Raw genomic sequence first — 19,817 nt, 5'->3', positions numbered from 1 at the left:
ACCCGCCAAAGGCCATTCCCACATGCCCGTCATGACCGAACCCAAGCTGATCTCTGGTAACTCCAACCGACCGCTGGCCAAGGCCATCGCACGCCGCATGTCCATGCATCGCGGGATGAGCGTCAGCTTGTTGGATGCCCGTGTCGAACGTTTCAACGATCAGGAAATCTTCGTCGAGGTCTATGAGAACGTCCGCGGCGAGGATATGTACGTCATCCAGCCGACTTCGAACCCGGCCAACGACAACCTGATGGAGCTGCTGGTCATCACCGACGCGCTGCGCCGGTCGTCGGCAGCGCGCATCACGGCCGTGATCCCCTATTTCGGCTATGCCCGTCAGGACCGCCGTGCCAAGGCCCGCACGCCGATCAGCGCCAAGCTGGTCGCGAACCTGCTGACCGAGGCGGGCGTCGACCGCGTTCTGACGCTGGACCTGCACGCGGCCCAGATCCAGGGGTTCTTCGACGTGCCGGTGGACAACCTCTATGCGGCACCGGTCTTTGCGCTGGATGTGCAACATCACTTCAAGGGCCGCATGGACGACCTGATGGTCGTGTCGCCCGACGTTGGTGGCGTGGCCCGCGCCCGCGAACTGGCCACCCGGATCGGCGCGCCGCTGTCCATCGTGGACAAGCGTCGCGAGAAGGCGGGTGAGATCGCCGAGATGACCGTGATCGGTGACGTGGCGGGCAAGGCCTGTATCATCGTCAACGACATCTGCGACACGGCCGGCACGCTGTGCAAGGCGGCGCAGGTTCTGACCGACAATGGCGCGACCGAGGTTCACGCCTATATCACCCATGGCGTCCTGTCGGGGCCTGCCGTGGAACGCGTCAGCAAGTCGGTGATGAAATCGCTGGTCATCACGGATTCGATCCAGCCGACCGAGGCGGTGAAGAACGCGCCGAACATCCGCATCGTGCCGACCGCGCCGATGTTCACCCAAGCCATCCTGAACATCTGGAACGGCACTTCGGTCAGTTCGCTGTTCGAGACCGATACCCTGCTGCCGATCTATGAGGGTCTGTACCAGACCGACTGACGGTCGCTTCCGTCGGGCAGGGCAGGTGCCTCCGGCGGGGTATTCGGAAACGAATGAAAGGGACCGGCGCGCCAGGGGTGCGCCGGTCCCTCTTCGTTCAAAGCGCGCGCCAGCCGATGTCGCGGCGGCAGAAGCCCTGCGGCCAGTCGATGGCATCGACCAGCGCATAGGCGCGCTCATGCGCCTCGGCCAGGGTGGCGCCGCGACCGGTGCAGCCAAGGACGCGACCGCCGGTGGCGACGATCTGGCCGTCTTTTTCGGCGGTCCCGGCATGGAAGGTCATCTGGAAGCTGGTCTGGGGCAGGTCGGACAGGCCCTTGATGGCGGTGCCTTTGACATAGCTGCCGGGATAGCCTTCGGCGGCCATCACGACGGTCAGGGCATGATCGTCGGCCCAGTTGGCGCTGACGCTGTCCAGACGGTTTTCCGCGCAGGCCAGCAGCAGATCAAGGATCTGCCCGCCAAGACGCATCATCAGCGCCTGACATTCCGGATCGCCGAAGCGGACGTTGTATTCGACCAGACGCGCCTGACCGTCCTTGATCATCAAACCTGCATAAAGCACGCCCTGGAACGGCATGTCCTGGCGCGCCATTTCGGCGATGGTCGGACGGACGATGCGGTCCATCACTTGATCTTGCAGGGTTTGGGTCAGCACGGGCGCGGGGCTATAGGCGCCCATGCCGCCGGTATTGGGGCCGGTATCGCCATCGCCGACGCGCTTGTGGTCTTGTGCAGTGCCGACGGGCAGGCAGTTCACGCCGTCGCTGAGGATAAAGAAGCTGGCTTCCTCGCCGTCCATGAATTCCTCGATGACGACGGACATTTCACCGAATTCGCCGTCGAAGATCAGGTCGATGGCGGCATGGGCCTGTTCGACAGTCTCGGCGACGGTGACGCCCTTGCCAGCGGCCAGACCGTCGGCCTTGACCACGATGGGCGCGCCTTGGGCGGTGACGTAATCGCGGGCCGAGGGGCCATCGGTGAAGCGTGCCCATGCGGCGGTCGGGGCACCGCAGGCGTCGCAGATTTCCTTGGTGAAGGTCTTGGATGCCTCGAGCTGGGCTGCGGCCTGACTGGGGCCGAAGACCAGAAAGCCCGCATTGCGTAGTGCGTCCGAGACACCTGCTGCCAAGGGGGCCTCGGGGCCGATGACTACGAAATCGATGGCGTTTTCCTGGGCGAACTCCAGCACCTCGGCGCGGGACTGGATGTCCAGCGCGGCGCATTCGGCCACCTCGGCGATGCCCGCATTGCCCGGCGCGACGATCAGCCGGTCGCATTTCGGGTTCTGTCGAATGGCCCAAGCCAGCGCATGTTCGCGCCCGCCACCGCCCAGGATCAGGATATTCATCTGCCGCCCTTTCGCTTGATCTTGCGGCGTTCTAGTCTGGCAGGCGAAAGGGAACAAGCCGCATGGATCTGATCGACGACGACCCGCAGCCCGGCAGCAACGCGCATGAGTTCACCGTGTCGCAGCTGTCAGGTGCCGTCAAACGCAGTATCGAGGACCAGTTCGGGCGCGTTCGCGTCCGCGCCGAGGTGGGACGTGTGTCGCGTCCATCCTCGGGGCACCTGTATTTCGACCTGAAGGATGACCGCGCGGTTCTGGCCGCCGTGACGTGGAAAGGTCAGGCCGCCAAGCTGGCCCAACGTCCCGAAGAAGGCATGGAGGTGATCGCCACAGGTCGCCTGACGACCTTCCCCGGCCAGTCGAAATACCAAATGATCGTCAACCAGATCGAACCCGCCGGTGAAGGCGCGCTGATGGCGATGCTGGAAAAGCGTCGCAAGGCGCTGGCCGCCGAAGGGCTGTTCGATCAGGACCGCAAGCGCGCCTTGCCGTTCCTGCCGCGCGTGATCGGGGTGGTGACCTCGCCCTCGGGGGCGGTGATCCGCGACATCCTGCACCGGCTGCGCGAACGTTTCCCGACGCGGGTGGTGATCTGGCCGGTCGTCGTTCAGGGCGATGGCTGTGCGCCACAGGTGACGGCGGCCATCGAGGGGTTCAACGCCATGCAGCCGGGCGGGCGGATCCCGCGCCCCGATCTGATCATCGTGGCGCGCGGCGGCGGGTCCTTGGAGGATCTGTGGGGCTTCAACGAAGAATCGGTCGTGCGTGCCGCTGCTGCCAGCCAGATCCCGCTGATCTCGGCGGTCGGGCATGAAACGGATACGACGCTGATCGACTTCGCCTCGGACAGGCGGGCGCCGACGCCGACGGCTGCGGCGGAAATTGCGGTGCCGGTGCGGGCCGATCTGTCCGCGCGTCTGGCCGAAACCGGCATCCGGATGATGCGGGCCAACGCCCAAGCCATCGACCGGCCCCGCCAGCGACTGCGCGATCTGGCCCGCGCCATGGGTCGCCCCGCGACGCTGACCGATGGGGCGCGGCAGCGGCTGGACCTGTGGGGCGTGCGGTTGGAACCGGCGCTGCGCAATCTGGTGCGCGCGCGGCGTCAGCATCTGGCATCGCGGCCCATGCCCGCCGCCACCCTGCGCCAGTTCACCGCAACCAAGCGTCATGACATGGACCGGCTTGGCACGCGCCTCGCCTCCGCCCGCAGCCGCCGGTTGGAGCGTCCGCGTGACCGGCTGACGCATCTGCAGGAACGGCTGGACAGCTCGATGAAGCGGGTCGAGGCGACGACCCGCCGCGCCATCGCCCAGCAGACCGACCGTCTGACGGACCTGCGCCAGCGGATGGATCGCGCCATGCAGCGGCGCGTAAAGCTGCGCCGCGAGGCGTTGAACCAGCTGGACCGCATGCGCCTGACGCTTGGGTATGAGGAAACGCTGAAGCGTGGCTATGCCGTCGTGCATGGGCCGGAGGGGCTGCTGACCTCGGCGCAGGATGCGCAGACCACCGCCCGCTTCGAGGTTCAGTTCAGCGATGGCCGCGTGGTCGTCCACCCCGAGGGGAAAGCCGCCAAGCCCAAGGGCCGCAGCCGCCCCAAGGACCCGCAGCAGAAATCGCTGCTATAGCGCCTTGGCGCTGCGGTCGCGCAGCGCCAGCCAGATCAGCGATGCCCCTGCCAATGCCAGCAGGGGCAGCATGGCCAGATTGACCGCGCTCCACCCGTCCTGGGCCGAGCCTCCGGCGCAGTTCATCAGCCCGCCGGACGACAGGGACGCCACGAAGACGCCGCCGAAGACCACAAGGTCGTTCATGCCCTGAACGCGACCGCGTTCTGCGGCGGTATGGGCGCGGGTCAGCATGGCGGTCGCGCCGATATAGCCAAAGTTCCAGCCAACCCCCAGCAGCACCAGCGCGCCGAAGAACTGCGGCAGTTCGGCCCCCGACAGCGCGACGCCACCCGCCGCCGCCAGAATCGCCAGACCGATGGCCACGATCCGCGTCGCGCCGAAGCGTGCGATCAGATGGCCGGTGAAGAAGCTGGGGCCGAACATGGCCAGCACATGGGCGCTGACGATATTGGCCGCGTCGGTGGGCGCATAGCCGCAGCCGACCACCGCCAAGGGCGTCGAGGTCATCACCAGATTCATCAGCGCATAGGAAACCATGCCGCAGATCATCGCGACGATGATGACCGGATTGCGCAGGATCTGTCCCATGGGGCGGCCCTGATCATCGCCGGGTTTGGGCACTGGCGGGCGCGGAATATCAAGGAAGGCGAAAAGGAACGGCCCCAGCAGGTTCAGCCCGATGACGGCGACATAGCTGGCCAGAAAGGGCACGGCCGTCAGATCGCTGGTCATGCGCACGATGGCCGGGCCGATGATGGCGGCGGCCAGACCGCCCGCCATGACCCAGCTGATGGCGCGGGGGGCCATCTCGTCGGATGCGGTGTCGGTGACAGCAAAGCGATAGAAGCCCTGCGCCGACATATAGATGCCCGTCAGCAGCGATCCCGCCATGAACAGCAGGAAAGACCCCGACCACAACCCCGCCGCCGCGATGGCCGCACCCAAGCCCCCCGCGCAGACCGCCAGCAGGAAGCCCGCCCGTCTGCCTCGCGTCTGCATGAAGCGCGCCAGCGGTCGCGCCGACAAAGCCGAGCCGAGGATGATCATCGACAGCGGCAGCGTCGCAAGGCAGGGGTTGGGGGCCAAGATCTGGCCCGCCAACCCGCCGATGATGAAGATGACCGACATCTGCGCGCCAAGAATGGCCTGCGCCGCCACCAGAATGATGACATTGCGCCGTGCGCGCGCCAGATCGCCGGTCATCCCGGGTCAGCCGCGCGGAAGGGCGGCTGCGGTGCGGGCGCGATCCTCGATCGCCTGCCAGTTGCCTGCGGCGACATCGGCGTCGGTCACGATCCAGCTGCCGCCGACGCAGATCACGTTGGGCAGCGACAGATAGCTGTTGGCGTTCTGGGGCGAGACGCCGCCCGTGGGGCAGAAGCTGACCTTGGGCAGGGGACCTGCCAGCGATTTCAGCGCGGGGGCACCGCCGACAGCCTCGGCCGGGAAGAACTTCAGCATGTCGAAGCCCGCGTCGGACGCGCGCATCACCTCGGATGCGGTGACGGCACCCGGCAGCAGCGGCAGGTCAAGATCGGCGCAGGCCTGGATCAGCTGGTCGGTCAGGCCCGGGGCGACGGCAAAGCTGGCGCCGGCATCCTTGGCGCGCTTGGCGTCATCGGGGGTCAGCACGGTGCCGGCACCGACATGGCCGCCTTCGATGCGGCTCATGGCGCGGATCGAATCCAGCGCGGCGTCGGACCGCAGGGTCACCTCCAGCACGGGCAGACCGCCGGAGACCAGCGCGCGGGCCAGATCGGCGGCATGGGCGGCGTCCTTGATGACGATCACCGGAACGACGGGGGCCAGTTGGCACAGGGCACGGGTTTTCTGCGACTGGATTTCGGGGGTCATGGCGCACCTTCGATATGTTGATTTGGGCCCGAACCTGAACCCGCGGCCCCCTTGATGCAAGCGAAACAGACAGCACGAGGGGCGTGATGTTACCGCTATCGTCCCCGAAGCCACAGCGCGGGGTGTGAATCCCCTTGCAATCGGACGGGGCAGGGGCTAATGCGCGCTCACTTCACAGGCAGGGGCGGGCCATTGCGGGAACATCCGCAAAGGTCCACCGGTTGGGGCATCCGCCCCTTGATCCCCTGCCAAGGCGCAAACCGGAAAGGAACTCCTCATGGCGCTTCCCGAATTCTCGCTGCGTCAGCTTCTTGAAGCTGGCGTGCACTACGGTCACCAGACGCAGCGCTGGAACCCCCGCATGGGTGAATACATCTATGGCGATCGCAACGGCATCCACATCATGGATCTGACGCAGACGCTGCCGATGTTGGACGCTGCCCTGCAGGTCGTCCGTGACACCGTCGCAAAAGGCGGCCGCGTTCTGTTCGTCGGCACCAAGCGCCAGGCACAGAAGTCGATCGCCGAAGCCGCTGAAAAGTCGGCTCAGTTCTACATGAACCACCGTTGGCTGGGCGGCACGCTGACCAACTGGAAGACCGTCAGCCAGTCGATCAATCGTCTGAAGGCGATCGACGAGACCATGGGCGGCGGCGCCGAAGGCCTGACCAAGAAAGAGCGTCTGCAGCTCGAGCGTGAGCAGACCAAGCTGCAAGCCAGCCTGGGCGGCATCCGCGACATGGGCGGCCTTCCCGACCTGCTGTTCGTCATCGACGTCAACAAGGAAGACCTGGCCATCCTGGAAGCCAAGAAGCTTGGCATCCCGGTCGTCGCCGTGGTCGACAGCAACTGCTCGCCCGAAGGCGTGGACTATATCATCCCGGGCAACGACGACGCTGCACGCGCCATCTCGCTGTATTGCGATCTGGTCAGCCGCGCCGCTCTGGACGGCATGTCGGCACAGATGGGCGCCGCTGGCGTCGACCTTGGTTCGCTGGAAGAAGCGCCCGAGGAAATGCTGGACGAAGCAGCCGCCGAAGCCTGATCCGCAGGGATCCGCGATTTCATGGAATTGTCGTCAGGCGGGGGTATGCCCCGCCTGACGCGTTGATCACAAGGAGATGAACATGGCAATCACCGCTGCGATGGTGAAAGAGCTGCGCGAAACCACGGGCGCAGGCATGATGGACGCCAAGAAGGCGCTGACCGAGAACGACGGCGACATGCAGGCGTCGATCGACTGGCTGCGCACCAAGGGTCTGGCCAAGGCCGCCAAGAAATCGGGCCGCGTTGCCGCCGAGGGCCTGGTCGCCGTCGCCGTCAAGGATGGCAAGGGCGTCGCCGTAGAGGTGAACTCGGAAACCGATTTCGTTGGCAAGAACGAAGAATTCCAGAACATGGTCCGCAAGATCGCGCATGCCGCGCTGAACGTGGACACGGTCGAGGAACTGCAGAACGAGCAGATCGACGGCAAGCCGGTTTCGGAAATCCTGACCGACGCCATCGCCAAGATCGGCGAAAACATGACCCTGCGCCGTATGGTCGTCGTGAACGCACCGCTGGTCGTCAACTATGTCCACAATGCTGTCGCTGACGGCATGGGCAAGATCGGCGTTCTGGTCGGTCTGGAAGGCGGCAACGAGGACATCGGTCGTCAGATCGCCATGCACGTCGCGGCCACCGCGCCCGCATCGCTTGGCGAAGCCGATCTGGACCAGGCCCTGGTCGAGCGTGAAAAGCAGGTCCTGACCGAGCAGGCACGCGAATCCGGCAAGCCCGAGGCCGTCATCGAGAAGATGATCGAAGGCCGCATGAAGAAGTTCTTCGAAGAGGTCACGCTGACCGGCCAGAAGTTCGTCATCAACCCGGATCTGACCGTGGCGGAAGCTGCTAAGGAAGCCGGCGCGACGATCACCGGCTTTGCCCGCGTCGCCGTCGGCGAAGGCATCGAGAAGAAGGAAGAAGATTTCGCAGCCGAGGTCGCCAAGACCCTCAGCGGCGCCTGATCTTCGATTTCTTTCGAAAAAACAAATGCCGGTCCTTTGGGGCCGGCATTTTTCGTTGCGGTCTGGAATATTCTGGGACGGCGCCGACCAAGGCAACCCGATCGGGCGCCGCCTGTTCCTGACACTTGCGTGCCACCACTCACGGAACCGGATGATGTGACCCAAGTCGGGGCCAAGATGAAACGGTGGAAAACCTTACCCTGACGGCAGGTGCATGGTCATCGGATAATAGGCCGGGTGGAACAGCTGATCGGTCACATGCGCCTTGAGCACCGCCTGCGGGGTCGTGTCCACGCCAAGCGCCTCGCGCGCAAGGCGCATGTGCTTTTCGACCGTGGCGGGGGTGATGCCAAGGATGGTGCCGATCTCACTGACGGTCTTGCCTGCAGACCGCCAGCCCAGAACCTCGCGCTGGCGGGAGGTCAGGGTCGTGATGCCATGATCGCGCGGCAGCGTCGCCACGCGCATATGCACCGTCCGCGCCAACAGCCACATATCGGCACCGTGCCGTTCCCACAGCTGCGCAAGATGGTCTTCGTCCAGATCACGCCCCGGCACCAACATGATCGCCCCGACGCTGTGGGTGACGATGTTGCGCAGGCTCAGCAACTGCACCGCCTGCATGCCGTTGCGCGCCGCCATCGCCAGCGATGGCGTCCTGTCGGCGCCGACCTGTGCGATCAGCTGGGCCGCATTGATGTCGCCGTCATTCTGCAGCACCCATTCCACCCAGGCATCACGGTTGATACCGTAGAGCCCTTCATTCTGTTCCAGCAGGTCGGCGGGCAGGTTGTTGAAGGTGACGGGCACGTCGCGCATGATGGACCGCGGCACACTCAGCGAAAAGCGCCCCGCATAGAAGGCATGGGCAAAGCCCGCCTGCTGCGTCGCTTGCAGGAATGTATCGCGAACATTGGCGACGTCTTTGCTGTCGACGATGGCTTTGATAAAATCGTTCATGAAACCGGTACTGTAAAAATGCTCTCGTTATATTGAGAATCAATTGCATGCATATTCCAAGCTTAATCTGTTTCGAATATTTAATATGTCAAACAAGGTAAATGCCCGCGTTGGTCCACGGACAGCGGATGCTGGACCTTCCGGGGGGGAATATGCCAAGGGTTGCCGACCTCATTCACGTCAGACCGGAAGAACCGCCATGCCCTTCATCATCGCCATCGATGGACCTGCCGCCTCGGGGAAGGGAACGATCGCCCGGGCCCTGTCATCGCATTTTGGCTTTCACCACTTGGACACGGGGTTGCTGTATCGCGCCACGGGTGCCAAGGGCGGCGATCCGGTGCTGGCGGCGCAGGGGCTTTGCGCGGATGACCTTGCCAGCCCCGATCTGCGCAGCGCCGAGGCGGGGCAGGCCGCCAGCCGCATTGCCGCCATCCCCCAGGTTCGTGCCGCGCTGGTCGAGTTCCAGCACCGTTTCGCCGCGCAGGAACCGGGTGCGGTTCTGGACGGGCGCGACATCGGCACGGTGATCTGCCCGCATGCGCAGGTGAAGCTTTACGTCGTCGCTTCGGACCGGGTGCGGGCGGAACGGCGGGCCGCGGAACTGGGCGCCGATCCGGCCGAGATGCTGGCGCAATTGCAGGAACGCGATCGGCGCGACAGCGAACGTGCCACCGCCCCCTTGCGTCCTGCCGATGATGCCGTCGTGCTGGATACCAGCACGCTGAGCGTCCAGCAGGCGATCGAACAGGCCATTCAGGCGGTCGCCAAGGCCCGCTGATCAGCGGGCGATGATCTCAAATTTCGTGACATCCACCATGCCGCGATCGGTGATCTTCAACGCGGGGATCACCGGCAGGGCCAGGAAGGCCAGCTGCAGGAAGGGTTCCTCCAGCGTCACATCCAGACTGCGGGCGGCGTCGCGCAGGACGACCAGACGGTCACGGACATCCTCGAAGCTTTCAAGGCTCATCAGGCCGGCGACGGGCAGGGGTAGCTCGGCGATGATCTGGCCGTTCAGGGCAACGACGAAGCCGCCCTCGATTTCGGAGAGGCGGTTCGCCGCCAGCGCCATGTCGGCGTAATCGGCCCCCACCACGGCGATATTGTGGTGGTCGTGGCAGACGGTCGAGGCGATGGCCCCGCGCGCAATGCCGAAGCCCTTTACGAAGCCCGTGGCGATATTGCCGTTCCTGCCGTGCCGCTCGATCACCGCGATCCGCATCAGGTCGCGCGCCGGATCGGGGCGCTTGTCGCCGTCCTGCGGGTCGATATCGATGGTCAGATGTTCGGTGATGATCTTGCCTTCAAGGATGCCGATCACCGGCGTTTCCGTGCGGTTGCCGGTATAGCGGAAATCCTGCGCGGCGACCTGCGGGGCTTTGACCGACTGCCGTGCGACCGGGGCGACATGGCCACGTGCGGCGAAGGCAGCATCATCGACGACGCGGCCCGCCGTCAGGACCAGTTGCGCGTTGCAGCCTTCAAGGCTGTCGATGGCGACGATATCGGCGCGCAGGCCCGGCGCGATCAGCCCGCGATCCTTCAGGCCGAAAGCCTCGGCGGCGGAGAGGCTGGCGGCGCGATAGGCGGCAAGGGGTTCGGTCCCCAGTGAAATCAGGCGGCGGATCATGTAGTCCAGATGCCCGTGTTCGCCAATATCCAGCGGATTGCGGTCATCGGTGCACAGGCACAGATAGGCGCTGGTGGCGGGCGTCAGGATGGGCTGCAGCGCGTCCAGATCCTTGCTGACCGAGCCTTCGCGGATCAGCACGCGCATGCCCTTGCGCAGCTTTTCCAGCGCTTCGTCGGCGGTGGTTGCCTCATGCTCGGTCCGGATGCCGGCGGCGATATAGGCGTTCAGATCGCGCCCCGACAGCTGCGGGCAGTGGCCGTCGATATGGCCGCCCTCGAACAGGCGCAGCTTGTCCATCGCCGCCGGATCGCGGTGGATGACACCGGGGTAGTTCATGAACTCGGCCAGACCGATGGCCGAGGGGTGGCCCATGACGCGGGCGATGTCATCCGCCAGAATTTCCGCGCCCGAGGTCTCCATATCGGTCGAGGGCACGCAGGAGGACAGCTGCACCCGCAGGTCCATCAGCAGATGTTCGGATGCGGCCTGGAAATAGCGGATGCCATCCAGACCGATGACATTGGCGATCTCATGCGGGTCGCAGATGGCGGTGGTGACGCCGCGGGGCGTGACGCAGCGGTCGAACTCGAACGGTGTTACGAGGCTGCTTTCGACGTGCAGATGCGTGTCGATGAAGCCCGGCACCAGCGTCAGGCCGGTGACGTCGATGATGCGTTCAGCCTCATAGCTGGCGCCGATGCCCACAATCCGGTCGCCGCAGATCGCGACATCGCCGCCGATCATTGCTCCCGTCACCAGGTCGAAGACCTGACCGCCGCGCAGGACCAGATCGGCCGGCATGTCGCCGCGTGCCTGTGCAATCCGCCGTTCAAACTGGTCCATTCTGCCGCTCCGATCATTTTTGGTGCGCCACATGACAGCAAAGCGGGGGTGGCGTCCAGAGGTGCTTGCCCTTGGGCGGGGCGCGTGGTTGCCTGCGACCCTCAAGCAGGGAGGTTACCCATGTCGAACGCCAGCGCCCAGAGCTATGCCCATGACGACCGCAACGATCGGGTGTTGGTGCATGTGAACGGCCAGCTTGTGCCGCGCGATCAGGCACGGGTGTCGATCTTCGATGCGGGCTTTGGTCTGGGCGACGGCGTTTGGGAAGGGCTGCGGCTGGTGCGCGGGCGTATCCTGTCGCTGGATGCGCATCTGGACCGTCTGTACGAGGGCGCACATTCCATCAGCCTCGATATCGGCATGGATCGTACGGCGCTGACCGGCTGCGTCATGGAGCTGCTGGCGGCCAACGGGATGCAGGATGGCGCCCATATCCGCCTGATGGTGACGCGCGGGGTCAAAACGACGATCAATCAGGACCCGCGTTTCACGGTCGGTGGGGCGACGGTGGTGATCCTGGCGGAATACAAGCAACCCAATGCGGCGCTGAAGGCGCGGGGGCTGCGGCTGATGACCTCGGCCATCCGCTGTTCGACGCCGGATGTCTTCGACCTGCGGCTGAATTCGCACAGCCGGCTGAACTTCATCCAGGCGCTGAACCAGGCGATCGGCATGGGTGCGGATGAGGCGCTGATGCTGGACGACCGCGGTTTTGTCGCCAGCTGCAATTCGACCAACTTCTTCATTGCGCGCGGGGATGAACTTTGGACCTCGGACGGGGCGTGCTGTTTCAACGGGATCACCCGGGCGACGGTGATGCGGTTGTGGCGGCAGGCGGGCGGGGTGCTGCGCGAGGGGAACTTTACGCTGGCGCAGACCTATGGCGCGGATGAGGCTTTTGTCACCGGCACGCTGGGGGGCATCACGCCGGTGGCCAGCATCGACGGGCGCGCCATGCGTGGCGGCGTCGGCGGGCCGGTGACGGCGCGGGTCGCAGCGCTTTACGGGGATTACGTCAGCGGCTGAGGTCGGGGTGGGGGGCTTCCGCCCCCATCCGGCCGGGGCCGGACTCCCCCGAGGGTATTTGCGGCAACCGAGACGCCCTTAGGGGTTCCAGCGCAGGAAGTTGGCGATCAGGCGCAGGCCGATCTGTTGCGACTTTTCGGGGTGGAACTGGGTGCCGATGATGTTGTCGCGCCCGACGACCGCCGTGACCGGACCGCCGTATTCCACATGGGCCAGGCGATGCGCCGGATCGGCGACCTCGAATTGCCAGCTGTGGACGAAATAGGCGTGATCGCCGGTGGTGATGCCGTCAAGCACGGGGTGGGGGTGGTCGATGACCAGATCGTTCCAGCCCATGTGCGGGACCTTCAGGCCGGGGGCGGCGATGGCTTGGACCTGACCGCCGATCCAGCCGAGGCCGGGGGTGGGGCGGTATTCATGCCCGGTGGTCGCCAGCATCTGCATGCCGACGCAGATGCCCATGAAGGGGATGCCGCGGTTGATGACGGCGTCCTGGATGGCCTCGGCCATGCCGTTGACCTCGCCCAGGGCGGTGCGGCAGGCAGGGAAGGCGCCGTCGCCGGGCAGCACGATGCGGTCGGCGCGGGCCGCCACCTCGGGGTCCGAGGTGACGATGACATCAGCGCCAGCGTCGCGGCCCATCAGCTGGAAGGCCTTTTCCGCCGAATGCAGGTTGCCGCTGTCGTAATCGACCAATGCGACCCGCATCACAGCGCGCCCTTGGTCGAGGGCAGGACGCCGGCCATGCGGGGGTCGGGTTCCACCGCTTCGCGCAGGGCGCGGGCGACGGATTTGAAGGCAGCCTCGGCGATGTGGTGACTGTTCAGCCCGTGCAGGCGGTCGACGTGCAGGGTGATGCCGCCATGGGTGGACAGCGCCTGGAAGAACTCGCGCACCAGTTCGGTGTCGAAACTGCCGATCTTTTCCGATGGGAAATCGACGTTCCAGACAAGGAACGGGCGGGCCGACAGGTCCAGCGCAGCGCGCACCAGCGAATCGTCCATCGCCAGCAGGAAGTTGCCGTAGCGGCGGATGCCCTTTTTGTCGCCAAGCGCCGCGACCAGCGCCTGACCGATGGCGATGCCCGTATCCTCGACCGTGTGGTGGTCGTCGATGTGCAGATCGCCCGTGGCGCGGATGGTCATGTCGATCAGCGAATGGCGCGACAGCTGGTCCAGCATGTGATCGAAGAAGCCCACGCCGGTCTGGTTGTCGTAGGTGCCGATACCGTCGAGGTTCAGTGTCACCTCGATCTGCGTTTCGGCGGTATTGCGGGTGATCGTCGCTTGGCGCATGGGATGTCCTTTCGTCGCGCGGGCCTTATAGGCCCTGCGGGGCGGTCAGCCAAGGTGAACCTGACCGGCGGGATAGCGCACCCGTGGCGTCGTGCGGGTGGCAAGGAAGAAACCAAGCGTCAGCGGACCAACACGGCCCAGGAACATCACCACCATAATGACGAGGCGCCCGAAGTCCGACAGCTGCCCGGTATAGCCGCGCGACAGGCCGGTGGTGCCGAAGGCCGAGGAAACCTCGAAGGCGATGTTGACGAATTCGCCGTCATGGCTGATCAGCAGCGCAAAGATCGCCGTCAGGATCACGCCCGATGCGATGGTCATCAGCGCCATGACCTTCAGCACGTCGCCCAAGGGGATTGACCGCCCGAAGGCCGTCACTTCGGTCCGGCGGCGCAGGAAGGCCACTGCGGCCAGCAGCATGACGAAGACCGTCGTGACCTTCAGTCCGCCCGCCGTCGATGTCGGGCCCGCGCCGATCACCATCAGCACCATATACATCAGCGAGGTCGAATCATGCAGCCCGCCGATGTCGGTCGAATTGAAGCCCGCCGTCCGCGTCGTGACGCCTTGGAACCACGCCACCGTCAGGCGTGCGGTGGTGCTGTCGAACTGGCCCAGCGTGCGGGGGTTGTTCCATTCAAGGAATGCGGTCATGCCGACGCCGCCCGCGATCAGCACCGCCGTGCCGATCATCATCATCCGCGTATGCAGCGACCAGCCGCGCCACACCGGCTTGCGCCAGATATCAGCGATGACGACATAGCCGATGCCCCCCGCAATGAACAACGCCGGGATGACCGTGTTCACAACGGGGTCCAGCGCGTAATCCGTCAGCCCCGCCGAGAATGTCGAAAACCCCGCGTTGTTGAAGGCCGAGACGGAATGGAAGATCGCGTGCCACAGCCCCTGCGCCAGCCCGTGGCGCGGCATGAAGGACAGGCACAGCAGCATGGCGCCTGCGACCTCGGCCATGATGACGATGCGCAGGATGGTCCAGACCAGTCGCGTCAGCCGGACATAGGAGGTCTGGTTCAGATCCTCGCGCAGGTAGTTGCCTTGCGTGATGCTCATGGGCAGGCCCAGCATCGACCACAGCAAGACGGCGAAGGTCATCAGGCCCAGCCCGCCCAGCTGCACAAGGCAGGCGATGATCAGCTCGCCCCAGAAGGTGAAGGTCAGTTCGGTATCGACCACCGCAAGGCCCGTCACCGTCACGGCCGATGTCGAGGTGAACAGCGCGTCCATTAGCGTGATCGGCGCACGTGCCATGGGCGGCAGCATCAGCAGCAGCCCGCCGACCACGATCAGCGTCAGATAGCCGACCGCCAGAACGGCAGGGGGTGGAGTGCGTGACAGCCAGCGACGCAGCGCGCGCTGGGGGGCCCGGGGGCGTTTCACAGCTTATCGCCGAAATTCGTCAGATCGACACGCTTGCCCAGCAACAGCAGGCGGTCGTTGGTTTGCAGGACCGGATCGTCGGATTTGACACAGCGATATTCGGTGCCGCGCATCATGCCCAGCATCTGGACCCCCGGTCCGGCATGCAGGTCGGACAGCTTGCGACCGGCCAGATGCTGGGGGATCATCAGGTTAACGACCGAAAACCCGTTGCCCAGACTGACATAGTCCTGAACGGCGGGGTTGTTCAGCATCTGCGCGGTGTGGCGGCCCATCTCCAGCCCCGGCATGATGACGCGATCCGCGCCGATCTTGGACAGGATGCGGTGATGCGTGCGGCTGTCGGCCTTGGCCCAGATATGGCCAACGCCGATCAGGCGCAGGTTCATGGCCGCGATGACGTTGCTTTCCAGATCGTTGCCGATGGACACCAGCCCCACGTCATAACGGTCGACCCCCGCCTCGCGCAGGGCGCCTTCGTCGGTGGCGTCCAGAATGACGGTGGCGGGCAGTTGTTCGGCAAGAGCCGCGACGCGGCGGGGGTCCTTGTCGACGCCCAGCACCTGGTTGCCGAAACGCGCCAGTTCCGCGGCCACGACGCTGCCGAATGCACCCAGCCCGATGACGACGAAACTGCGACTTACCTTGCCCATGAGATCCCCGTGAGATGGCAAAACCCGCGGATGCTGTAGCTTTGCGCAGGCCAAGGTCAAGCGATCTTTTGGGGGGACCGGCGGGGAACCTTTGCTGTCTGGTGGTCATTCTCATGAGATTGTGAGAAAACAAAAGTCATATGGCGGAAACCCGCCAAGGGTCCAAGGACCTCCACCCGATCGAAGATAATCAGAAAGGGACAGATGTCACAGACACCTCCGAAACCCCCCGGATCAAAGGGGACGCCCCGCGATCTGGCGCGCGAACGCGACGCCCTGCAGGGGCGGCTTGACCGTGAAAAGCCGAAACCCGCCCCCGAGCCCGTCCAGCAGGACCAGACTGAGGAGGGCGCCGAGCCGATCCCCGAACCCGAAGGTCCGACCGAGATCATCGAGACGGATTACACCATCGGCCAGGACAACATCGAAGGGCGCGCACCCTTCGCCTTCGACGTCCACAACCCGGTCTTCGGCATCTCGGCGTTGGCCGTGGTGGCCTTCACCGTCGTGACCATGATCTTCCCGACGCAACTGCAGCCGGTCTTCGAGGGCCTGCGTGATGCGATGACGGGCAATCTGGACTGGTTCTTCATGATGGCCGGCAACATCTTCGTGCTGCTGTGCCTTGTGCTGATCGTGCTGCCGCTGGGTTCCGTCCGTCTGGGCGGCCCCGATGCGACGCCGGACTTCAGCCTGACGGGCTGGTTCGCGATGCTGTTCGCCGCCGGCATGGGCATCGGTCTGATGTTCTATGGCGTCAGCGAGCCGCTGGGACACTTCCAGGCCGCGCTTGGCGGTCAGGTGGTCGAAAACGGCATCCGCACCGATTGGGCGCCCCTGGGTGCCGCCTTGGACGACCCCGAGGCCGCGCGCCGTCTGGGCATGGCCGCAACAATCTTCCACTGGGGTCTGCACCCTTGGGCGATCTATGCCGTGGTCGCGCTGGCGCTGGGGCTGTTCGCCTATAACAAGGGTCTGCCGCTGACCCTGCGCTCGGTCTTCTATCCGATCTTCGGCGAACGCATTTGGGGCTGGCCGGGGCATGTCGTTGACATCACCGCCGTGCTGGCGACGATCTTCGGTCTGGCGACCTCGCTTGGTCTGGGTGCCGAGCAGGCGACCGCCGGTCTGAACCACCTGTTCGGCCTGTCGGACGGCAACACCACCAAGATTGTGCTGATCGTGCTGATCACCATGGTGGCTGGCGCTTCGGTCGTGCTGGGCGTGGAAAAAGGCGTCAAGCGCCTGTCCGAGTTGAACATGATCCTGGCCATCATCCTGCTGGTCTTCGTCATCATCGTCGGCCCGACCATCGCCATCTTCACCGGCTTCTTCGGCAATCTGGGCGCCTATGCGCAGGAACTGATCCCGCTGTCGAACCCCTTCGGTCGTACGGATGACAACTTCCGTCAGGGCTGGACGGCCTTCTACTGGGCTTGGTGGATCAGCTGGTCACCCTTCGTCGGCATGTTCATCGCCCGCGTGTCGCGCGGTCGGACCGTGCGCCAGTTCCTGATCGCGGTGCTGATCGTGCCTTCGGTCATCTCGGTCCTGTGGATGACGGCGCTTGGTGGCACGGCCATCGACGAAACCTTGGGTGGTTTCGCAGGCATCACCGATGCGGCGCTTGAACTGAAACTGTTCGAGATGCTGGGTCAGCTGCCCCTGTCGGCCATCACCAGCTTTGTCGGTATCGTGCTGGTCATCGTGTTCTTCGTGACCTCATCGGATTCGGGATCGCTGGTGATCGACACGATCGCGGCAGGCGGCAAGGTCAACGCGCCCGTCCCGCAGCGGATCTTCTGGGTCAGCATCGAGGGGCTGGTTGCCATCGCCCTGATGCTGGGCGGGGGGCTTGCGGCGGCGCAGGCCATGGCGGTTTCGACCGGCTTCCCCTTCACCATCGTGCTGCTGGGGGCCTGCTATGCCCTTGTCAAAGGCCTGCAGGCCGAAAAGCGCGAACTGAAATGATGCACAAGGAACGGGCAGGGTTTTCCTGCCCGTTCTTGTCTTATCGCCCTCGGGGTGCGAAAACCGTTGGAATGACACCAAAGGACCGACGCACATGAGCGATATCTCTGCCAGCGAACGCCGGCTCAGCGCCGCGCTTGACCGTCTGGACCAGTTGCTGGACAGCCAGCCCGCACCCGCTTCCAGTGAAGATGCCGGTCAGATCCGTGACCTGACCCGCCAGCTGGAACAGCTGCAGGGCGAAAACGAACGCCTGCAACAGGCCGGCGCGGTTCAGCCGGAACGGGAACAGCCCCAGCCGTCGCAGGACATGGACGAAACGCGTCGGCAGCTGGATGAAGCCACGCAGCGCAATGCGGAAATGGCTGCTGCCAACGATGAATTGGCCAATGCCAACCGCAATCTGATCGAGGCGCAGGAAACCGGCGGCATCGGGGCCGATGAGGTTCGCGACGCCTTGGAAGCCGAGGTCAAGGCTCTGCGCGCCGCCCGTCAGGCCGAGATCGCCCAGATGGCCGAGATCATGGCCGAGCTGGAACGTCTGCTGAGCGATCCGCAGACCCCGGAACAGAACCTCGAACCCGCACCAACCCAAGAAGGGATCTGACATGGCCGAGGTCGAATTCACCATCGGACACAAGGAATACCGCGTCGGTGCCCAGGACGGCGAGGAAAACCTGCTGAAGCGCGCCGCCGCTATTCTGGACGGCGAGGCGCGCCAGATCCTGGAACAGGCGGGCCGCGTGCCCGAGCCGCGCCTGCTGCTGCTGGCGGGGCTGATGCTGGCCGATCGCTTTTCCTCGCTCGAGGATCGGGCCGAAAAGGCCGAGCGTCTTGCGGCGCGCTTGCAGTCGAACCCGCCGCGGGTCGAGGTTCCGGTCATCCCCGATGATCTGAAAGAGGCAATGGCCGAAATGGCCGCCCGGGCGGAATCGCTGGCCGACCGTCTGGAAGAACAGCGCAGCGGCGAGCCCGCATCTTAACGAAGCGTTAAGCAGTTTCAGGCCATTCTTCGGGAATGCGCCTGATTCTTCCTCTTTTCCTTGCCCTTGCGGGCTGTGCCTCTCCCTCGGTCGATTTCATGGGGGCCGCGCGCCGTGATGTGACCATGGACGGACTGCGATTCGCGGTCTTCCAACGCGATACCGAAGCCCAGATCATCCGGCTGGACCGTGTGTCGCGCAAGGATCGGGACGATCTTCCGATGCAAATGGTCCGCGCCGCCGAACAGGCGACCGGCTGTCAGGTCATTCCGGCCAGCATGACGACGCAGGCCCACGCGGCATCCGCCGTCGTCCGCGTCGATTTGCGCTGCCGCGATTAATCGCCGGTTCCGTCACCCAGAAATGCAGCCAGCGTCTCTGACACCGCCTCGGGGGCATCGGCATGCAGCCAATGGCTCGCGTTTTTCAGCGTCACGATGCGCACCTGCGGGAAGTGATGGCGCAGGGCGTCCTCTCCGGCGTCGGTGACGTAATCGGAAAGGGCGCCGCGCAGGGCCATGACCTTGCCGCTGAAATCGCCCGCAGGCAGGTCGTCGGGCCATCCGACGATCTGCGGCATGTATTCGCGCAGTGCGTTCAGGTTCAGCTTCCAGCCGTGCGGATCGGATTTCAGATCAAGGTTCTGCAACAGGAAGGCGCGGATTCCGGCCTCGGGGACCGATTCGGTCAGCGCGGCATCGGCCTGGCTGCGTCGGTCGATCCGCGACAGGTCCAGCCCCTGCATCGCGTCGATGTATCGGGTCTGGTCGTGAGCATAGGCGGTGGGCGCGATGTCCATGATCGCCAGCCTGCGAACCATCTGCGGATGGGTCAGCGCCAGCATCATCGCGGCCTTGCCGCCCATCGAATGGCCAACCAGGTTGACGCGGCCGCCCAGATCACGGATCAGCTGCGCCAGATCGCCCGCCAGCGCGGCATAGCTTGCGTCGGGGTCATGCGGGCTGTCGCCGTGATTGCGCAGATCGATGGTGACGACGCGACGGGTGGCGGCCAGCCTGCGGGCCTGCGCGCCAAGGTTGCGACCCTGCCCATAAAGGCCGTGGACCAGTAGGACGGGTGGGCCGCCGTCGGGCCCGATGATTTCGTGATGCAGCTTCATGCGATGCATCCTAGAGCGTCTGGCGCGTGGCTTCCATCCCGT

General features: G+C 65.0%; 20 protein-coding genes. 10 read left to right on the top strand and 10 right to left on the bottom strand.

The window, feature by feature from the left end:
* The first annotated feature begins 22 nt into the window (after positions 1-22).
* Positions 23-1,042: a ribose-phosphate pyrophosphokinase gene (locus SJY40_RS10280; protein ID WP_378945892.1), complete on the top strand. Its 1,020-nt coding sequence runs from the start codon at positions 23-25 to the stop codon at positions 1,040-1,042.
* A 97-nt stretch (positions 1,043-1,139) separates the two neighbouring features.
* On the opposite strand, the gene purD is transcribed toward SJY40_RS10280, so the two are convergent.
* Positions 1,140-2,396, bottom strand: coding sequence for a phosphoribosylamine--glycine ligase (gene purD, locus SJY40_RS10275; protein ID WP_378945889.1), 1,257 nt, complete (start codon positions 2,394-2,396; stop codon positions 1,140-1,142).
* A 62-nt stretch (positions 2,397-2,458) separates the two neighbouring features.
* On the opposite strand from purD, the gene xseA reads away from it, so the two are divergent.
* Positions 2,459-4,027, top strand: a complete 1,569-nt coding sequence (gene xseA / locus SJY40_RS10270; RefSeq protein ID WP_378945886.1) for an exodeoxyribonuclease VII large subunit — start codon at positions 2,459-2,461, stop codon at positions 4,025-4,027.
* On the opposite strand, the gene SJY40_RS10265 is transcribed toward xseA, so the two are convergent.
* Both SJY40_RS10265 and eda read right to left on the bottom strand, forming a co-directional pair.
* The gene (locus tag SJY40_RS10265) at positions 4,022-5,233 is read right to left on the bottom strand and encodes an MFS transporter (protein ID WP_378945883.1); all 1,212 of its coding nucleotides are present in this window, start codon (positions 5,231-5,233) and stop codon (positions 4,022-4,024) included. The genes xseA and SJY40_RS10265 overlap by 6 nt on opposite strands.
* 6 nt (positions 5,234-5,239) lie before the next feature.
* Positions 5,240-5,884, bottom strand: coding sequence for a bifunctional 4-hydroxy-2-oxoglutarate aldolase/2-dehydro-3-deoxy-phosphogluconate aldolase (gene eda, locus SJY40_RS10260; RefSeq protein ID WP_378945881.1), 645 nt, complete (start codon positions 5,882-5,884; stop codon positions 5,240-5,242).
* Between the two features lie 277 nt (positions 5,885-6,161).
* Between eda and rpsB the strand changes: the two genes are divergently transcribed.
* Positions 6,162-6,929 (top strand): 30S ribosomal protein S2, encoded by a 768-nt coding sequence (gene rpsB, locus SJY40_RS10255; RefSeq protein WP_378945878.1) that lies wholly within the window; start codon positions 6,162-6,164, stop codon positions 6,927-6,929.
* Between the two features lie 82 nt (positions 6,930-7,011).
* Entirely contained in the window at positions 7,012-7,890 is an 879-nt protein-coding gene (gene tsf / locus SJY40_RS10250) for a translation elongation factor Ts (protein ID WP_378945876.1), read from the top strand.
* A 195-nt stretch (positions 7,891-8,085) separates the two neighbouring features.
* Here tsf and SJY40_RS10245 read toward each other — a convergent pair whose 3' ends face one another.
* Complete coding sequence (locus tag SJY40_RS10245) at positions 8,086-8,850, bottom strand: helix-turn-helix transcriptional regulator (RefSeq protein WP_378945873.1); 765 nt, start codon at positions 8,848-8,850, stop codon at positions 8,086-8,088.
* Between the two features lie 199 nt (positions 8,851-9,049).
* Between SJY40_RS10245 and SJY40_RS10240 the strand changes: the two genes are divergently transcribed.
* Complete coding sequence (locus tag SJY40_RS10240; protein WP_378945870.1) at positions 9,050-9,631, top strand: (d)CMP kinase; 582 nt, start codon at positions 9,050-9,052, stop codon at positions 9,629-9,631.
* Here SJY40_RS10240 and ade read toward each other — a convergent pair whose 3' ends face one another.
* The gene (gene ade / locus SJY40_RS10235) at positions 9,632-11,329 is read right to left on the bottom strand and encodes an adenine deaminase (RefSeq protein WP_378945868.1); all 1,698 of its coding nucleotides are present in this window, start codon (positions 11,327-11,329) and stop codon (positions 9,632-9,634) included.
* Positions 11,330-11,449: 120 nt separating this feature from the next.
* On the opposite strand from ade, the gene SJY40_RS10230 reads away from it, so the two are divergent.
* Positions 11,450-12,355 carry an aminotransferase class IV gene (locus SJY40_RS10230; RefSeq protein ID WP_378945865.1) on the top strand — a complete coding sequence of 302 codons (906 nt, stop codon included), beginning with the start codon at positions 11,450-11,452 and terminating at the stop codon, positions 12,353-12,355.
* 78 nt (positions 12,356-12,433) lie between these two features.
* Here the strand turns inward: SJY40_RS10230 and hisH are convergent, their stop codons facing one another.
* From hisH to SJY40_RS10210, 4 genes are read right to left on the bottom strand one after another with little or no spacing between them, the layout of a single operon-like run.
* On the bottom strand, positions 12,434-13,063 hold the full coding sequence (gene hisH, locus SJY40_RS10225; RefSeq protein ID WP_378945862.1) for an imidazole glycerol phosphate synthase subunit HisH: 630 nt from the start codon (positions 13,061-13,063) through the stop codon (positions 12,434-12,436).
* The gene (gene hisB, locus SJY40_RS10220; RefSeq protein WP_378945859.1) at positions 13,063-13,650 is read right to left on the bottom strand and encodes an imidazoleglycerol-phosphate dehydratase HisB; all 588 of its coding nucleotides are present in this window, start codon (positions 13,648-13,650) and stop codon (positions 13,063-13,065) included. The genes hisH and hisB overlap by 1 nt, the downstream gene beginning before the upstream one ends.
* Before the next feature lie 45 nt (positions 13,651-13,695).
* A complete protein-coding gene (locus tag SJY40_RS10215) occupies positions 13,696-15,048 on the bottom strand; it encodes a TrkH family potassium uptake protein (RefSeq protein WP_378945856.1) in 1,353 nt (450 codons plus the stop codon).
* Complete coding sequence (locus SJY40_RS10210) at positions 15,045-15,701, bottom strand: potassium channel family protein (RefSeq protein WP_378945854.1); 657 nt, start codon at positions 15,699-15,701, stop codon at positions 15,045-15,047. The genes SJY40_RS10215 and SJY40_RS10210 overlap by 4 nt, the downstream gene beginning before the upstream one ends.
* 204 nt (positions 15,702-15,905) lie before the next feature.
* On the opposite strand from SJY40_RS10210, the gene SJY40_RS10205 reads away from it, so the two are divergent.
* The 4 genes from SJY40_RS10205 to SJY40_RS10190 all read left to right on the top strand — a co-directional run bounded on the left by SJY40_RS10205 (position 15,906) and on the right by SJY40_RS10190 (position 18,996).
* Complete coding sequence (locus SJY40_RS10205; RefSeq protein ID WP_378945851.1) at positions 15,906-17,672, top strand: BCCT family transporter; 1,767 nt, start codon at positions 15,906-15,908, stop codon at positions 17,670-17,672.
* A 94-nt stretch (positions 17,673-17,766) separates the two neighbouring features.
* Positions 17,767-18,279 carry a hypothetical protein gene (locus SJY40_RS10200; protein ID WP_378945850.1) on the top strand — a complete coding sequence of 171 codons (513 nt, stop codon included), beginning with the start codon at positions 17,767-17,769 and terminating at the stop codon, positions 18,277-18,279.
* Between the two features lies 1 nt (position 18,280).
* Entirely contained in the window at positions 18,281-18,655 is a 375-nt protein-coding gene (locus tag SJY40_RS10195; RefSeq protein WP_378945847.1) for a cell division protein ZapA, read from the top strand.
* A gap of 35 nt (positions 18,656-18,690) precedes the next feature.
* Positions 18,691-18,996: a hypothetical protein gene (locus SJY40_RS10190; protein ID WP_378945844.1), complete on the top strand. Its 306-nt coding sequence runs from the start codon at positions 18,691-18,693 to the stop codon at positions 18,994-18,996.
* Here SJY40_RS10190 and SJY40_RS10185 read toward each other — a convergent pair.
* Positions 18,993-19,775: an alpha/beta fold hydrolase gene (locus SJY40_RS10185; protein ID WP_378945842.1), complete on the bottom strand. Its 783-nt coding sequence runs from the start codon at positions 19,773-19,775 to the stop codon at positions 18,993-18,995. The genes SJY40_RS10190 and SJY40_RS10185 overlap by 4 nt on opposite strands.
* Positions 19,776-19,817 lie beyond the last annotated feature (42 nt).

The organism is Paracoccus sp. R86501 (genome assembly GCF_042466435.1).
GTDB lineage: Bacteria > Pseudomonadota > Alphaproteobacteria > Rhodobacterales > Rhodobacteraceae > Paracoccus.
The sequence above is the reverse complement of the archived record's forward strand: the minus strand, read 5'-3'. Positions and strand labels throughout refer to the sequence as shown.

Bases quoted from the DNA above. Each gene is read 5' to 3' on its own strand.
- SJY40_RS10280 (WP_378945892.1), top strand. From the start codon at position 23: ATGCCCGTCATGACCGAACCCAAGCTGATCTCTGGTAACTCCAACCGA.
- purD (WP_378945889.1), bottom strand. From the start codon at position 2,396: ATGAATATCCTGATCCTGGGCGGTGGCGGGCGCGAACATGCGCTGGCT.
- xseA (WP_378945886.1), top strand. From the start codon at position 2,459: ATGGATCTGATCGACGACGACCCGCAGCCCGGCAGCAACGCGCATGAG.
- SJY40_RS10265 (WP_378945883.1), bottom strand. From the start codon at position 5,233: ATGACCGGCGATCTGGCGCGCGCACGGCGCAATGTCATCATTCTGGTG.
- eda (WP_378945881.1), bottom strand. From the start codon at position 5,884: ATGACCCCCGAAATCCAGTCGCAGAAAACCCGTGCCCTGTGCCAACTG.
- rpsB (WP_378945878.1), top strand. From the start codon at position 6,162: ATGGCGCTTCCCGAATTCTCGCTGCGTCAGCTTCTTGAAGCTGGCGTG.
- tsf (WP_378945876.1), top strand. From the start codon at position 7,012: ATGGCAATCACCGCTGCGATGGTGAAAGAGCTGCGCGAAACCACGGGC.
- SJY40_RS10245 (WP_378945873.1), bottom strand. From the start codon at position 8,850: ATGAACGATTTTATCAAAGCCATCGTCGACAGCAAAGACGTCGCCAAT.
- SJY40_RS10240 (WP_378945870.1), top strand. From the start codon at position 9,050: ATGCCCTTCATCATCGCCATCGATGGACCTGCCGCCTCGGGGAAGGGA.
- ade (WP_378945868.1), bottom strand. From the start codon at position 11,329: ATGGACCAGTTTGAACGGCGGATTGCACAGGCACGCGGCGACATGCCG.
- SJY40_RS10230 (WP_378945865.1), top strand. From the start codon at position 11,450: ATGTCGAACGCCAGCGCCCAGAGCTATGCCCATGACGACCGCAACGAT.
- hisH (WP_378945862.1), bottom strand. From the start codon at position 13,063: ATGCGGGTCGCATTGGTCGATTACGACAGCGGCAACCTGCATTCGGCG.
- hisB (WP_378945859.1), bottom strand. From the start codon at position 13,650: ATGCGCCAAGCGACGATCACCCGCAATACCGCCGAAACGCAGATCGAG.
- SJY40_RS10210 (WP_378945854.1), bottom strand. From the start codon at position 15,701: ATGGGCAAGGTAAGTCGCAGTTTCGTCGTCATCGGGCTGGGTGCATTC.
- SJY40_RS10205 (WP_378945851.1), top strand. From the start codon at position 15,906: ATGTCACAGACACCTCCGAAACCCCCCGGATCAAAGGGGACGCCCCGC.
- SJY40_RS10200 (WP_378945850.1), top strand. From the start codon at position 17,767: ATGAGCGATATCTCTGCCAGCGAACGCCGGCTCAGCGCCGCGCTTGAC.
- SJY40_RS10195 (WP_378945847.1), top strand. From the start codon at position 18,281: ATGGCCGAGGTCGAATTCACCATCGGACACAAGGAATACCGCGTCGGT.
- SJY40_RS10190 (WP_378945844.1), top strand. From the start codon at position 18,691: ATGCGCCTGATTCTTCCTCTTTTCCTTGCCCTTGCGGGCTGTGCCTCT.
- SJY40_RS10185 (WP_378945842.1), bottom strand. From the start codon at position 19,775: ATGAAGCTGCATCACGAAATCATCGGGCCCGACGGCGGCCCACCCGTC.